20 protein-coding genes are annotated in these 13,000 nt (G+C 38.1%); all 20 read right to left on the reverse strand.

Annotation, left to right across the window (positions count from 1 at the left end):
- Positions 1-23: 23 nt before the first annotated feature.
- The 20 genes from WAA20_RS15485 to WAA20_RS15580 all read right to left on the reverse strand — a co-directional run bounded on the left by WAA20_RS15485 (position 24) and on the right by WAA20_RS15580 (position 12,788).
- A complete protein-coding gene (locus WAA20_RS15485) occupies positions 24-656 on the reverse strand; it encodes a hypothetical protein (RefSeq protein ID WP_073388528.1) in 633 nt (210 codons plus the stop codon).
- Between the two features lie 14 nt (positions 657-670).
- The gene (locus WAA20_RS15490) at positions 671-793 is read right to left on the reverse strand and encodes a hypothetical protein (protein WP_338801454.1); all 123 of its coding nucleotides are present in this window, start codon (positions 791-793) and stop codon (positions 671-673) included.
- Between the two features lie 74 nt (positions 794-867).
- Positions 868-1,554: a DUF1963 domain-containing protein gene (locus tag WAA20_RS15495; protein WP_073388529.1), complete on the reverse strand. Its 687-nt coding sequence runs from the start codon at positions 1,552-1,554 to the stop codon at positions 868-870.
- A gap of 60 nt (positions 1,555-1,614) precedes the next feature.
- Positions 1,615-2,181: a YdcF family protein gene (locus WAA20_RS15500; RefSeq protein ID WP_338801456.1), complete on the reverse strand. Its 567-nt coding sequence runs from the start codon at positions 2,179-2,181 to the stop codon at positions 1,615-1,617.
- An 81-nt stretch (positions 2,182-2,262) separates the two neighbouring features.
- A complete protein-coding gene (locus WAA20_RS15505) occupies positions 2,263-2,628 on the reverse strand; it encodes an Imm1 family immunity protein (RefSeq protein WP_073388533.1) in 366 nt (121 codons plus the stop codon).
- A gap of 138 nt (positions 2,629-2,766) precedes the next feature.
- Positions 2,767-3,552: a CPBP family intramembrane glutamic endopeptidase gene (locus tag WAA20_RS15510; RefSeq protein ID WP_073388534.1), complete on the reverse strand. Its 786-nt coding sequence runs from the start codon at positions 3,550-3,552 to the stop codon at positions 2,767-2,769.
- On the reverse strand, positions 3,539-4,054 hold the full coding sequence (locus tag WAA20_RS15515; RefSeq protein WP_073388536.1) for a DUF3021 family protein: 516 nt from the start codon (positions 4,052-4,054) through the stop codon (positions 3,539-3,541). Before WAA20_RS15515 ends, WAA20_RS15510 begins: the two co-directional genes overlap by 14 nt.
- Positions 4,055-4,056: 2 nt before the next feature.
- Positions 4,057-4,509 carry a LytTR family DNA-binding domain-containing protein gene (locus WAA20_RS15520; protein WP_073388538.1) on the reverse strand — a complete coding sequence of 151 codons (453 nt, stop codon included), beginning with the start codon at positions 4,507-4,509 and terminating at the stop codon, positions 4,057-4,059.
- A gap of 154 nt (positions 4,510-4,663) precedes the next feature.
- On the reverse strand, positions 4,664-5,122 hold the full coding sequence (locus WAA20_RS15525) for an NUDIX domain-containing protein (protein ID WP_051212981.1): 459 nt from the start codon (positions 5,120-5,122) through the stop codon (positions 4,664-4,666).
- Positions 5,123-5,857: 735 nt separating this feature from the next.
- Positions 5,858-6,100 (reverse strand): AbrB/MazE/SpoVT family DNA-binding domain-containing protein, encoded by a 243-nt coding sequence (locus WAA20_RS15530; protein WP_073388541.1) that lies wholly within the window; start codon positions 6,098-6,100, stop codon positions 5,858-5,860.
- 104 nt (positions 6,101-6,204) lie between these two features.
- Positions 6,205-6,438 carry a hypothetical protein gene (locus tag WAA20_RS15535; RefSeq protein ID WP_073388543.1) on the reverse strand — a complete coding sequence of 78 codons (234 nt, stop codon included), beginning with the start codon at positions 6,436-6,438 and terminating at the stop codon, positions 6,205-6,207.
- A gap of 113 nt (positions 6,439-6,551) precedes the next feature.
- Positions 6,552-7,148, reverse strand: coding sequence for a histidine phosphatase family protein (locus WAA20_RS15540; protein ID WP_073388545.1), 597 nt, complete (start codon positions 7,146-7,148; stop codon positions 6,552-6,554).
- A gap of 89 nt (positions 7,149-7,237) precedes the next feature.
- The gene (locus WAA20_RS15545; protein ID WP_338801469.1) at positions 7,238-7,684 is read right to left on the reverse strand and encodes a GNAT family N-acetyltransferase; all 447 of its coding nucleotides are present in this window, start codon (positions 7,682-7,684) and stop codon (positions 7,238-7,240) included.
- A gap of 111 nt (positions 7,685-7,795) precedes the next feature.
- Entirely contained in the window at positions 7,796-8,065 is a 270-nt protein-coding gene (locus tag WAA20_RS15550) for a helix-turn-helix transcriptional regulator (protein WP_167562734.1), read from the reverse strand.
- A gap of 49 nt (positions 8,066-8,114) precedes the next feature.
- The gene (locus WAA20_RS15555) at positions 8,115-8,705 is read right to left on the reverse strand and encodes an HD domain-containing protein (protein WP_073388548.1); all 591 of its coding nucleotides are present in this window, start codon (positions 8,703-8,705) and stop codon (positions 8,115-8,117) included.
- A 228-nt stretch (positions 8,706-8,933) separates the two neighbouring features.
- Positions 8,934-9,422 carry a peptide-methionine (S)-S-oxide reductase MsrA gene (gene msrA / locus WAA20_RS15560; protein WP_073388550.1) on the reverse strand — a complete coding sequence of 163 codons (489 nt, stop codon included), beginning with the start codon at positions 9,420-9,422 and terminating at the stop codon, positions 8,934-8,936.
- Between the two features lie 2 nt (positions 9,423-9,424).
- A complete protein-coding gene (locus WAA20_RS15565; RefSeq protein ID WP_338801474.1) occupies positions 9,425-9,988 on the reverse strand; it encodes a cysteine hydrolase family protein in 564 nt (187 codons plus the stop codon).
- A gap of 101 nt (positions 9,989-10,089) precedes the next feature.
- Positions 10,090-10,611, reverse strand: a complete 522-nt coding sequence (locus WAA20_RS15570; protein ID WP_073388553.1) for a GNAT family N-acetyltransferase — start codon at positions 10,609-10,611, stop codon at positions 10,090-10,092.
- Between the two features lie 106 nt (positions 10,612-10,717).
- Complete coding sequence (locus WAA20_RS15575; protein ID WP_081373877.1) at positions 10,718-11,038, reverse strand: hypothetical protein; 321 nt, start codon at positions 11,036-11,038, stop codon at positions 10,718-10,720.
- Between the two features lie 25 nt (positions 11,039-11,063).
- Positions 11,064-12,788, reverse strand: coding sequence for an ABC transporter ATP-binding protein (locus WAA20_RS15580; RefSeq protein ID WP_073388555.1), 1,725 nt, complete (start codon positions 12,786-12,788; stop codon positions 11,064-11,066).
- Positions 12,789-13,000: the final 212 nt, after the last annotated feature.

A 13,000-nucleotide genomic window follows, 5' to 3' on the forward strand; every position in this document is an offset into this window, starting at 1 on the left:
CAATATCGAGCATTTTCTGAAAATCATTTCTGTAATTCGATATATTCTATAATTCTTGCTTTCTGTTCATCGGTTACTATGCCGTCTTCTTCCAAGAGTTGTCTGCATTTTTCTAATTTACCATTTGCGCACAAGACAGCTGCTATGCAACACCCATAAGCGTTATGCCTTATGACGTCAAAGCCCTCGCGATTGTATCTCCTATTTTTATCAAAGTATGCTTCTACTTTATCCAGAGAATCATATTTATCAAAAAAAGGAAGCGCATAATCAGCAAAATCTTTATATATAAGCTCAGCGTGGTCATTCATTGGATTTTTCGAACTATATTTGTAACGAAATGAATCGCTTCTAGGAACAAGCGTATACAGTCCTTTACTCCCTGTTCCAAAGCGTCTTTCGCGATCATCATATTCTTTTCCCATAAATAGACAATGTAATTCATCTACCTTCTGATATCTAAAAGAAAGTGTGGGATACATAGAATAATTAGTTCCCGGAAGTCCGCGATCCCTGGTATATGAAAAAGAGAAATACTGCTCGCAATTGTTTACTTTACGCCAAAAAACACCGGTTCTCTTTTTCTTAAAACCAGATGAATTCATATTATCTATTAATAGACTGGTTAAAGCCTTGTTCATTTCACTAGGTGTCATTTTAATCCTCAATACTAATTAATAACAAAAATATATCTGGCCATCTTTTGAGAAAAAACTTCAAAAGAAACATTTGCATAATCAGTCTGACTTACCAAAAGCTGAAGCCATTCTTCGTTATTTTCCTCTTTGAACATATTCTCGTATTTTATAGCGACTTCTCTTTTCCTCCGAAGCATATCGTATGATTCTTCACTATTTTATATTCAACTTAAAAGAAATCACACTGCAAAATCCAATCATCTTTGGCCTTGTTGTAAAAGAAATAGAAGCTTCCATTATCAACTACGTTGAGCCCAGCCTTTGGGTCTGATGAAATTTGGAATACAAAATCATACTCTTTATCCCAGTCTCCAGGCTGAATGTACGCCGGATATCCACCAACTTTGTGCATTGAATAATCATTTATGTGGATATCATCGTAGTAGTCGATTCCCTCGCTTCTTTCAAGCTCACTTACAGCATCCTCAAGGTCTGGATCCATGCCGCCATCCCACTGCGGGCAGTCATCTTCCACAAGCTGTGGAACTAGTGGAAATGCTTTTATCTTGTCCATCACAAGATCACACTGTTTAAGGTCTTCAAGAGAATCGTACATCTGCACTTTGAAATAGCCATCCATATTATCAAGATGTTCCATAATATTAGGTGAAATAAAGATATTACAAAGCTTAATCCCCTCAATCTGAGCTGGAACCCACTCAAGATTTTCTGTAAAAACAGACGCCAGTGGCAGCATTGTCGTACCATCAACATCCTTTGGAATCTCATCACTTTCTCTTTTCCATTTAATCGCACCTATCCAGCTCTCACCAAGCTCGGATGTTGGTCTCGTTCCCCCTGTTTGAAAGATTATTGCTTTTTTCTGTAGTTTTGTTTTTAATTCTTCGAGTGTCATCGTTGCTCCTTAATAATTGTAATATAACTCACTATCACTTTTGTTATGATATTTTCACAATCAAATCTCAAAATCTGGAAACAGACCATTATTGACGCAATTAATGATCTTAATAACCTCGCTTGTTGCTCTTTTCCTGCCTTCTTCACTTTCCATCCAATTTCCACGTCTTGTGTTATTGTCATCAGCAGGACATGGGATAACCCTTATATGGTCAGGAAAGAGATACTTAGCAATTGCTAGGCTCCTTCGCATGTGGTAAGTAGTAGTCACAAGCAGAACCTTCTCTATCCTGTTTAACCAAAAAGCTCTCTGAAGTTCCAGCATGGAACATAACATGTTTTCAACTGTATTTTGGGATTTATTCTCTATAATAATATCTTCAGCTTTCACACCTAATGCTATAGCTTTATCACGCATATCATCAGCATGTCCTTTATCTGCACCATTAACGATTCCTCCAGATAAAAGAATCTTTGAAGCACGCATATCGTTATAAGCTTTCACTGCAATAGGCACTCTATATAGCGATGCCTTTATACTGCCAAGAACTATGATACAATCTGCATTTTCTCCTGTATCTTCAATACCTTCAAACAACACTCGGTCTATTATTTCATCTGTCAAATTATCAAATGTCAGTTCTGATATATGCATTTAGTTTTGTTCCTCAAAAAAATATAGTTGTTAGCATGGTTGTCAGCCTCCTTATAATTCCTGCCATTTTATACAATCCGGTCTGCTGCCTGTTTCAAGAAATGTGCGAATGCAGGCATATGCATCATCAGCGCTTACAATAGCTGTCGCTTCGGGACTCCACTCTTCTCCACCAGCCATAAAGCTTACTTCTTCATGGTTGTCAGCGTTATAAGACAACCACATTTCCCCTGCTTCATCTTGATAAAAATTCAAAGCAGCATACTCTCCGAATATCCAGACAACCAAGCAGGGATACTTATCATCAAGGCTGATCCAAATATCATTCTTATCTGATAATTTGGATTTTACTATATCTATTGCTTCATCTACTGTTTCAAAAGCGTAATCTCCATTATTAGCACTTATTAGTCCCATAAAGTCTCCCTAGTGATATATAATTCACTCCAAGCTGGGCAATGTCATTTTTTCACCATTTTATATTCACTCTATTTTAGAAAAGTGGTCGTGATACCATTTTTCTAAAATAGTATCACATCTCCCTAGGAAGCGTGCCTATGCCACGCTTTGTTTCTCACGTCCAAAATTTCTACTCCTAACCAGCAAAAACACCGAAAGTACAGGAAGAAATATCATAAAGATAAACATCACTGCTACTGCACCTTCCGGATTGCCGGATAAAACTGTAATAATGTATCCGCAGAATAGGTTAAACAGGCCATGAAGAATCATGCATGGCCAAAGCTTCCCGGTCTTTATCCTAATATATCCCCAAACCAGAGCGACAATGAAAGTTCCAAACATCTGAGGAATACCTTGGGATATAGCATGTGGAATTGCAAAAAAGATTGCTGAGATAATGATTACTTCTTTTGAGCCAAGTATCAGAAGCCTTTCAAGAATCATTTTTCTAAAAAGAAGTTCCTCGAAAATCGGATTGAACACCAAAAGCAAAGCTGCATAGAACAACCAGTTCTTTCCAAAGAGATCTGCAGACATACTGCTGCCAACGTTTCCGCCAAGCATTCTGATAATGATGTTAATGACCGTAATAACCGGTATAGACAGTCCAAGCTGAATTATCAGGCTTTTTAGTAGTAACGCGCTAGTTACAGGGATTTCAGCCTTAGGCATTACCTTTTCCATCCTACCTGTAACCGCCAGGAATCCGGCAAGTCCCAAAGTATAAGGAACGATCATACTGCTCAAAATCAGTATTACAATATCCGGTATTCCCTCAGGAAGCTTATGTACCAAAATTCTTGAAAACGCCATTGTGATCAAAAACCACACTACAAGTCCCAAAGAAACTCTTAACACGGCTATACTATTCTTCTTCATCCCACTTCTGCTCCTTTCGAAATTCCAAAAGAGCATCGTTCATACGGTCTGTCCTTGCTTTTATCACATAATAACTTATTATCTGTGTAATAGAAAAAACCAAAAGAAAAATCAGAGCAAATATCAGAAGATTAGGGAAGGCTGGCAATATCTGCTCATTATGTCTTGAAACATCCATTGCAAATATCAAAGACACCGCCAGAAATAATGGCATAAAAATGAGATTTTTCACGATAAAAGGTTTTCCCATTGCCCATTTGCTTGAATCCGCAAGAATCCTAAAAAACATTATAATTCCCAGTACAAAGAAAGTGACCCAGAGCTTTATTAGTGCAACAGGTTCAAAATAAGCTCCTTCAAAAGCAAAAACAATCCCAACGAACAATGCTGTTATGGAAAAAAATATGGCAGCTCTTGAAAGACTTTTTTGAACGGCTATCTTAATCCTGGTTCTATCTATAAGGTTCTTTTCTCTCACATATCCCATTTTCTCATTTTTCATAATCAGCTGTTTCCTTTCATTCCAATACTCTGCTTGAAATCTTCCACGTAGTTTCGGGAAACAATAACCCATTCGCCACTTGAAAGCAGGAGTTTTAATCGTCTCGCGCTATCAGGAGATATTCTTCTGACAGCTCTGATATTAACGATCACTGATTTTGAAATACGGACAAAATGGTCGTTTGCAACCATGTCTTCTATGTCGTACATGGTTTTTCTGACCCTATAGATATCAGAATCTGTATAAGCATAAACGTTTCTGTCAACAGCCTCGAAATAGAGAATTTTGGTAAGATAAACCCGGGCTTTATCTCCATTCTCTTTTTCTCCTATGACGACACTTGTTGCGGAATTAATGGCGCATACGAGATTCTCTACTTCGTCTGTCCTCTCCTTACACCTTATTTCCACTTCCGTTTCTGTCAGATTTTGATTTTCCCGTACAAAGAGCTTCAATTTTCTGCCTCCATGTATCCTTTATACCTTCAAGCCGTGGGTTCATCAATAAATTATGAATAACAGGTACATTTATGTGAATAATATGCCAAAATTTCAGTATTATCCGAATCCTGCATAAGGGATGCCATTTATCATGCATTCTGCCGCATCTTCAATATCTCAAGAGATCTTTGTCCTTGGCAAGTTGTATAGCATCATCAATCATCTCATTACCTGCATGATCAGAATAGTTTAGATGATCTTTAATCCCATTAACTGCTACCAGCTCTCTCCCATATATTTTTCCTGTAGCCGGATCAACATGGCTATCATAAATATCTTTTATCTTCGCTATCATTCTTACCTGAGCATACTTATCTGAGTTTTCCTCCACCAATAAATACCCGAGGTAATGGATATCTTCCAGTTCAATATTTAATTCTTCAATATATTCCCGTTTCAATGTCTCTTCAAAGGATTCTGTATTTTCAGGCTTACCTCCAGTCAATTTGTATTTCCCATCCTCAATCCTCAAGACGACTCGATTGTCAGCTGAAAATGCTATTCCATAGACTTGTTTTACTGGTAACTGTTTAGGAACAGAATCTTTGAACCATGTGAATTTAACCATAATGCCATCCCCACAAATACGCTTAACAATGGGCAGGTGACTTTGAATATAATTTACCACTCCCCGTCCCAAAGAGACCATGATCGACTATTAAGCTGTAATATCCTCTCCTAAAAGGAAATCATATCGATAATCGAATTTTTACAAAGACTGTGTTCAAATTCGATTCATATTTATGATGCAATAATTGCACTTTAATGCCAAGAGCAGGTGCAATTATTGCAAAACGCTTCTTATGTTTGACTATCTTTTCCAATAAATCAGTAACATATAAAGATGTAAAGCGAGAAATGCCGTATTATAGCACCTGACAAGGTGTGTCTAGTCTAATAATCTCAAGTCTATGGATAATTATATACATAGAAAAAGCAGCGTACAATCCGTAATTCGAATCATATGCTGCCCCAAATGCATTCCTTTTTGTTTTGTTCTTAAACGTAGTCAAAGATTCCTTGAATAGCATCTGTTATATTTATTATGTCAGGATAATGTATCCTATCTATCTTTAAATATCCTCTAATATTCATATCAAGAAGTGCCATTTTTTCACGATGCACATATCCTTCAACATCATCTGTCTTGATATATATGTGAAGTGGCCCTGCTTCTCCTTTTTCGAAAATAGGACAACCAATTATCTCATATGACTGATTGAAAAATCCTTACTTACAACAAGAACCGGCTTCTTGATATGCTCAATCTTAAGTATATCCCCCTGATGTAACTCTTCCTTCATTACCAAATCTCTCTTCCTACCGGTTCACCCCAGTCAAATTCGCCATCCAAATGGAGCTGCCCACCATATTCAGCAGCACGCTCTTCTAATGATTTATGTCTAAATGTTTTGACAAGCATAATCATACCGTTAGATACCTTTACATCAAGGATATCATCAACTGAAAATGCAGCTTCTTGAAGTACTTCTTTCGGTATTCTAATTTCCTGACTATTGCCCCATGTTTTTACTTGAGCTTGCATAAGCAATACCTCCTTTGTATATACATTGTATATCCTCAAGGCAAAAAATCAGCTTATTCGCCACCTCGATTAGCACATTTTACTGGAATACAACCATTCCACTATTATTCCAGGGCTTTAAGATAAATAGTACAAGAATGATTTTCTTTAGACTCATAGACCTCTTTAACTACATACCTGAGCGCCCATTCCGGTATTTTATCTTTAACTAACTTGCCATGATAAAAGCAGCCCCAAACATCATCTCTTTCACTATATTGACAAATATCTACTTCCATATCTGCTGCGTCATTTGCATGCAGACGTATGTAGTCACTAAGTGTCCGCGGATAAGCCATATTACTTGTCCTTTCTTTTCAGCTCATAGCTGCCAATGTTTTCATCAAGTTCTTTTTCTGTTAATTCTGTGTATTTCATATTTGTTATCCTAAATCCTCTGTCTGCAGCTTTATTAAAGCCGTTTTCTTATCTCATTCAATTCCTCGATACTGAATTCTATAGGCGATGCGTTATAAACCTCTATCGTATGCGACTGTTCAAATGGTATATTTCTTTTCATCGCAAGAAGCGTCATGATGACAGCTCCGTGCGATATTATCAACAGGTTCTTATCTGAAGATGGATCATGCTGCTCAAGTATATAATCAAGTGCCTTGAATAATCTCTCCATTACCATTTGGTATGATTCGCCGCCAGGGCTGCGGTTGTACCTTTTATTTGAAAGCCACTGTTTATGTTCCTCAGAATATAAAGAAAGAATCTCATCCCAGGTATGTCCTTCAAACAATCCCAGGTTCATTTCTTCCAAGCCTTTTACTATCTCATATCCTGTATGAAAGTGTTCATCTACTATTTGCGCAGTTTTAACTGCTCTAGCCTGATAGCTGGTGTATATCTTTTCAAAAGATATTTCATTTTCTTCAAGGTTCTTACAAAGCAGATGTGCCTGCGCTATTCCATTCTCATTCAATGGAATATCAGTAGTCCCCTGAACTTTTCTTAATGTATTCCAATCTGTTTGTCCATGTCTCGCAAAATATATCTTCACAATACATTCCCAACCTTAGTACACTTATTCTCTATTACACAGAATGACGTTTGATGTCCGTACAATTTCCAAACTCAACAAAGCTGAAGTTATGTGTCTATCCTTATCATTTCCACATTAGCCTTGTTTCTGTATACTAAATCATCTCTAACAGTAAACCCAGCTTTAGCCCAAAACGCATTTCCCGTGACATTTCTATCAAAAACGACTAACGCAACTTTATTTATTCCATTTGCCTTAAGTGCATCCATAGCTGCATCTACAAGTTTAGTCGCAATTCCTTGATTCCTATAATCAGAATTAACCGCAGTGTGATAAATAAACCCACGTCTTCCATCATGCCCTGCAATAATTACACCGATAATCTCATCTGACATTTCGGCGACAAAGCAAGTATTCGGATTTCTATCAAGATATTTAGCAATCCCTTCTTTGGAATCATCAAGGTTATTTAGCCCCATTCCTTCACAAGAAAGCCACAAATGATACACCTTTTCGTAGTCGTCAATTGTCATTAGTCGTATAATCATATCCATTCCACCCTATACCGATTTATAATTGTCACTTAAGCCTGAATTTCAATAGCTTTAATTCAAAAAATTTATAACCACGTCTAAATCTCCAATTATTATAAAAGTATAGTCATATTAAAACTCAGTCCATTTTGATGTTCTATGTCCATCCTCGTCAAAGCCACTAGAATGCATGATTCCATGGCCATGCATAAGTATAACAGGTGGGATATCTAGAATCTTTCCAAGACTTTTAATATCACCTGCAGTAGGCTTTTGTATACCTTTTTCATACTTTTCCAAAACTTCGATATTAATACCTGTCTTTTCAGAAACATCGGTCATCGATAACCCTAAAGCTTTTCGCTTTTCCGATATCAATTTAGCAAAAGAATTCAGATTCATATCGCCCCTTACTTTCTTCCGTACCTTGAAGTACATCCTGTAATTCCCATCATTCCTTGATATTTCCCTTTTTTATTTGCTCCTTAATAATCTTATCGACAACTTCCTGATACAGTTTCTCAGAGCCGAGTTTGGTCTTACTCTGTCGACCATAGACCTGACTGGAAGTAACGCCATGTTCTTTCCAGTCTGAGCCCCCGTTACTGTTGTTAAGGATCAGTGGCTGAAGATTATCCATGGCATGGGCATATTTTGACTCCGGCGTCTCATATGCTTCAAACTCATCAAAAAGAGCTATCAAATCTGCTTTCTGGTCTTCCGGTAGAAGTGAGAAGATTCTTTCTTTTGCCCTATCTTCACGCTCTTTCTGAGTCTTAAGACCGTCTGCATCATAAGCATAAGTATCTCCGGCATCGATTTCTACCACATCATGTATCAGGCACATAAGCATGACTTTGGCGATGTCCACAGGCTCATTAGAATACTCTTTTAAAAGATACGCCATCAGCGCCATATGCCAGGCATGCTCTGCGTCGTTCTCGTTTCTGCCATGGCCTGAAAGATGGGTCTGTCTAAAAATATTCTTTTCCTTATCAACTTCTAATGCAAAATCCAGCTGTTTCTTAAGTCTCTCATCCATCTTATTCACCTCAAATTTCTTACCGAATAATACAAGAAATATCAGTGTAATTCCAATAGATACTAATTCGATATTTTCTATCTAAAAACTTTATTAAGCTCCACAAGAAGCTTAGCTTTCATCTCCTCAAGCTCTTTTACCAATGTTGGGTTCTTGCCTTCTCTAGTCTCTCTAACTCTGTCACATACAAAACACATACCTGGTATCCTCCCAAAACCTTGCTCGCTACTACTGCTTTTTTCTACCTGATTCAATAAGTTCCTTCTCAAAAGCCTCAGGATTTTTCAGGTAATAATCCTGATGATATTCTTCCGCCTCATAGAAATTCTTATATGGTAAAAGAGCTACCTGTGCCTCTTTACCGGAGCTTTTTTCAATTTCGGCTATCTTCTTTTGAGCAATCTCTTTTTCTTCTTCAGTTTTATAGAAGATCGCAAGGGTATATGAAAATCCCTTGTCGATGAACTGGCCCTCTGCATCAAAAGGATCAACGTTAGCAAAGTAAATATCTAAAAGTCTTTCATATGAGACTTTCTCAGGATTGTAGACGAGTTTGATCGTCTCTCTATGACCTGTTTCCTGATGCTTTACCTGCTCATAGGTAGGATTAACTTCGTCTCCTCCTGCATAACCGCAGATAACCTCATCCACTCCGTACATCTTATAAATTGGTGTTACGCACCAAAAACATCCGCCTGCAAAATATGCTTCATTCATGTTTATCTCTCCATCATTCCAAGTGCTTCGTCCAAAGAAACGCAATCTGCAAATCTCTTTGGCCACATCATGTCGTTGTAATACTTGTAGGTTGTCTCACCGTCCATATAGTCGTTATCAAAAGTCGAGTTCGTACCTTCCGGTATTATGACTTTATATCCTCTTTCAAAAGCAGATTTCACTGAGGCATCAATGCAGAAATTCGTCTGAAGACCTACGATCATCAGCGTTTTGTCAGCTTGCTCATCAAGATATCCTGCAAGCTCTTTATTACCAAAGCAGCTATTAATTTCTTTAGTATATATCTTCTCTCCTTCTTTAGGAGCAACCTGATCGGCAATCTCAAAATCCACATCGCCTACAGAAAAGCCTGTTCCTGGGCCGTCATCATGCTGAACATAGATAACTTCTACGTTATTTTTACGGGCAGTATCAATGACACGTTTCGTACTTTCGAGAAAAGTCTCATAGTTATAGAGCCTGTCATCTGTAATGCCTTTTTGAATATCAATTACTAATACAATCATCGTCTTAAGTCCTCTCCAGCCATTTGTTAATTGTTTCATCTGTCCATATATGAGCTTCTATATATCTCTCCGGTCCATGCGCCCCATCATCGTTCCAGTCCTGTATAGGTACATAGATTTTTTACCTTTTATGCCTGTCATCACAGCTTCTTACCCATCTCAATTCTCATGTTATGCTCTTTTGGTCCATCGTTTGAGTATGCATATCTGTCAAAGCCTATAAGCTCAAATCCATTTTTCTTGTAAAAAGAAATTGCTTTTGAATTGTAGCTCTGTGTCTCCAGAACCGCCATTCTTGCACCGCTTTTTACAGCATCTTCCATGATCTTCTCAAGAAGAGCTGTGCCAACACCTTTACTGCGAAGGTCTGTAGCGAATACGCATATATTTGAGATTCTGTATCTGTTGTTCCAATCTTCGAAGAAACCTTCTACAAAACCAATGAGTGTATCTCCTTCAAAAGCGCCATAGGCTATAGGATTATCCAGCCATTCAGACAACATGTCATCTGTAAGGGGCTCAACTATCTCGTTGTCTGCTTTTTTCCATTCAATGGAGAAGCCTTCGCCTTCTGGTTCGATGGAAAGGTATTTATCTGAACGAATCTCAGCTTTATACTGCTTTCCTTTGTATTCATCATAATTAAGTTGTTTAATTACCATTGTTCAGTAACGCTCCTGTTGTCTCAAAAAACTTACATTTACTATAACAAAAAAGGAACTGTATTACAGCATTTTTCTGCTGTAACGCAGTTTCTTTCAGAATTTTTTAATAATTTTTCTTTTGAATAAATTCAACTATTATTGCATTTATAGCTCTATACATCTCGCCTATATTTTTTGCTTCAATCCTTTTAAGCGGATTCTCCCAATTATAGTCCTTTATTAGGTTGATTATAAACCTTCCTGTAGGATCACATTCAGGGTACCAGCCAATGTCCAGTATCAGACCGCCCTCATATTCCACCTGAATCAGGTCTTCATGAAGATTATCCCACTGTTCTTCCATAGTTTTAGTTGATGATATATGAAAATTGTTGTAAACAACTTCGCCTGGGGCGAAGATCCCATCTATATCAATTGTAGACATAGCCCACTCCAGCTTTATTAATAGTTCATCCCTGTATCTTGTTCATCCGAGAATAAATTCCGCCAAGTGCCACAAGTTCTTCGTGAGTTCCTCTTTCTGCTATATGACAGTTTTCAATGACAAGAATAAGATCTGCGTTGCGAATAGTTGACAGCCTGTGCGCAATTGCAACGATCGTACGCTTACCTGTAATGTTGTTAATCGCTTCCTGAATCTGTTTCTCCGTCTCAACATCGACAGATGCTGTAGCTTCATCAAGTACTATTATAGGGGACTTTCGAAGTATAGCTCTTGAAATAGCTACCCTTTGCTTCTGTCCGCCAGAAAGCCTAAGACCTCTTTCGCCGACCAGCGTATCATAGCCATCAGGCATATTCATGATGTCCTTATGAATATTGGCAGCCTTAGCCGCTTCTATGATCTCATCCATGTCTGCATCAGGAACTGCATAGCCGATATTCTCAGCAATAGTTCCATTAAAAAGGAATGTGTCCTGAAGAACAGGCGAGATATTCTGCCTGAGACTCTCTATAGTAATATCATTAATATCATTACCATCAATATATATGTGCCCATTGGTAGGTTCATAAAATCTTGATATAAGCTTGGTCATAGTAGTCTTACCAACTCCGGTAGGACCTACAAGAGCCAGCATCTTACCAGGCTCGCATTCAAAAGAGATATCATCAAGGATCTTACCACCAGTCTCATACGAAAAGCTCACATTCTCAAACCTGATCTCACCCTTTACATCTTTTAACGCAAGAGCCCCTTCCTTGTCCTTGATCTCGCAAGGCGCATCAAGGATCGTGATAACTCGCTCAGCGCCTGCCATAGACTGTTGCATATTCTCAAGAAGGTTGGCAAGCCCTGTGATAGGAGCATAGAATAGTCCAAGATACAGAAGGAATGCAACCACATCCTCGACTCTAAGACTTTCTTTCCATGCAAGGTAGCCGCCAAAAGCGACAACAAGTATCGTACCTATAGAAGATATAAATTCAACGCAAGGATGAAATATAGCACTGATCTTAAGCGCCTTAAGCATAGCTTTTACGTGCTCGAAGTTCTTCTCATCAACCTGCTGCGTCTCGTATTCTTCTCTGCCAAAAGACTGTATCTCCTGAAGACCAGACAAGTTATCCTGAAGCTTACCGTTAAGTTCGCCCATTTTCTTCTGCGATGCCCTGAAGAAGGGTCTAACTTTTTTGGAAAAAATAATTCCGGATATAAAAATAAGAGGGATCGGTGCACATGTAATAAGAGCAAGCTTCACATTGATAGTAAGAAGCATTATGAGAACGCCAATGAAAGTCACAATGTTAGTGATAGTCTCCGGAATCATATGAGCATATAAAAGTTCAAAATCCCTTGTATCATTAACTATACGGCTCATCAGATCTCCAGTCTGCTTATCATGGAAATATCCGATGTGCATGCGTTCAAGCTTATCATAAGTACGGGTTCTGAGATCTCCCACAAGGTACCATGCCGCTTTGTGAGCAAGATAATTACTAAGGAATCTGAAAAGGATCCTTCCAAGATAAAGTCCAATAAGAACGGCCGTAAGAATCCAAATTCTCTTCATCCCGTTTTCATCAACGCCGTTACTTACAATTCCTGTCATCTCTGACAGAGCCTTGGGCGCTGCAAGATTGATAACAGTAAGCATCAGGGTTGAAAAGATTGCGATCACATATAATAATCTGTATCTTACTGCCTCTTTACTCAGCCTCAATAGCAATTTCATAAACAGTCCCCCCGTATCCTGGTAAAAAAGCGCAGTGCGCCAATTTTCTGATAATTATATATCAAAAAAGAATAGTGCACAATTCAATCACCAAAACTGAGCACAATTCTATAAATTTTGAGAATATTCATCAGCTGACTTAATAATCAGAGATAGCAAAAAATGACTAAAATTCCTCAACAAATAGTAAGTCTGCGGTCCTGTATTTCGGT

Source organism: Butyrivibrio fibrisolvens, assembly GCF_037113525.1.
In the GTDB taxonomy this organism is placed as follows: domain Bacteria; phylum Bacillota; class Clostridia; order Lachnospirales; family Lachnospiraceae; genus Butyrivibrio; species Butyrivibrio fibrisolvens.

Excerpts from the sequence above, each read along its gene's own strand:
- WAA20_RS15485 (WP_073388528.1), bottom strand. The coding sequence starts at position 656 with ATGACACCTAGTGAAATGAACAAGGCTTTAACCAGTCTATTAATAGAT.
- WAA20_RS15490 (WP_338801454.1), bottom strand. The coding sequence starts at position 793 with ATGTTCAAAGAGGAAAATAACGAAGAATGGCTTCAGCTTTTGGTAAGT.
- WAA20_RS15495 (WP_073388529.1), bottom strand. The coding sequence starts at position 1,554 with ATGACACTCGAAGAATTAAAAACAAAACTACAGAAAAAAGCAATAATC.
- WAA20_RS15505 (WP_073388533.1), bottom strand. The coding sequence starts at position 2,628 with ATGGGACTAATAAGTGCTAATAATGGAGATTACGCTTTTGAAACAGTA.
- WAA20_RS15510 (WP_073388534.1), bottom strand. The coding sequence starts at position 3,552 with ATGAAGAAGAATAGTATAGCCGTGTTAAGAGTTTCTTTGGGACTTGTA.
- WAA20_RS15515 (WP_073388536.1), bottom strand. The coding sequence starts at position 4,054 with ATGAAAAATGAGAAAATGGGATATGTGAGAGAAAAGAACCTTATAGAT.
- WAA20_RS15525 (WP_051212981.1), bottom strand. The coding sequence starts at position 5,122 with ATGGTTAAATTCACATGGTTCAAAGATTCTGTTCCTAAACAGTTACCA.
- WAA20_RS15530 (WP_073388541.1), bottom strand. The coding sequence starts at position 6,100 with ATGCAAGCTCAAGTAAAAACATGGGGCAATAGTCAGGAAATTAGAATA.
- WAA20_RS15535 (WP_073388543.1), bottom strand. The coding sequence starts at position 6,438 with ATGGCTTATCCGCGGACACTTAGTGACTACATACGTCTGCATGCAAAT.
- WAA20_RS15545 (WP_338801469.1), bottom strand. The coding sequence starts at position 7,684 with ATGGATATGATTATACGACTAATGACAATTGACGACTACGAAAAGGTG.
- WAA20_RS15550 (WP_167562734.1), bottom strand. The coding sequence starts at position 8,065 with ATGAATCTGAATTCTTTTGCTAAATTGATATCGGAAAAGCGAAAAGCT.
- WAA20_RS15555 (WP_073388548.1), bottom strand. The coding sequence starts at position 8,705 with ATGGATGAGAGACTTAAGAAACAGCTGGATTTTGCATTAGAAGTTGAT.
- msrA (WP_073388550.1), bottom strand. The coding sequence starts at position 9,422 with ATGAATGAAGCATATTTTGCAGGCGGATGTTTTTGGTGCGTAACACCA.
- WAA20_RS15565 (WP_338801474.1), bottom strand. The coding sequence starts at position 9,988 with ATGAAACAATTAACAAATGGCTGGAGAGGACTTAAGACGATGATTGTA.
- WAA20_RS15570 (WP_073388553.1), bottom strand. The coding sequence starts at position 10,611 with ATGGTAATTAAACAACTTAATTATGATGAATACAAAGGAAAGCAGTAT.
- WAA20_RS15575 (WP_081373877.1), bottom strand. The coding sequence starts at position 11,038 with ATGTCTACAATTGATATAGATGGGATCTTCGCCCCAGGCGAAGTTGTT.
- WAA20_RS15580 (WP_073388555.1), bottom strand. The coding sequence starts at position 12,788 with ATGAAATTGCTATTGAGGCTGAGTAAAGAGGCAGTAAGATACAGATTA.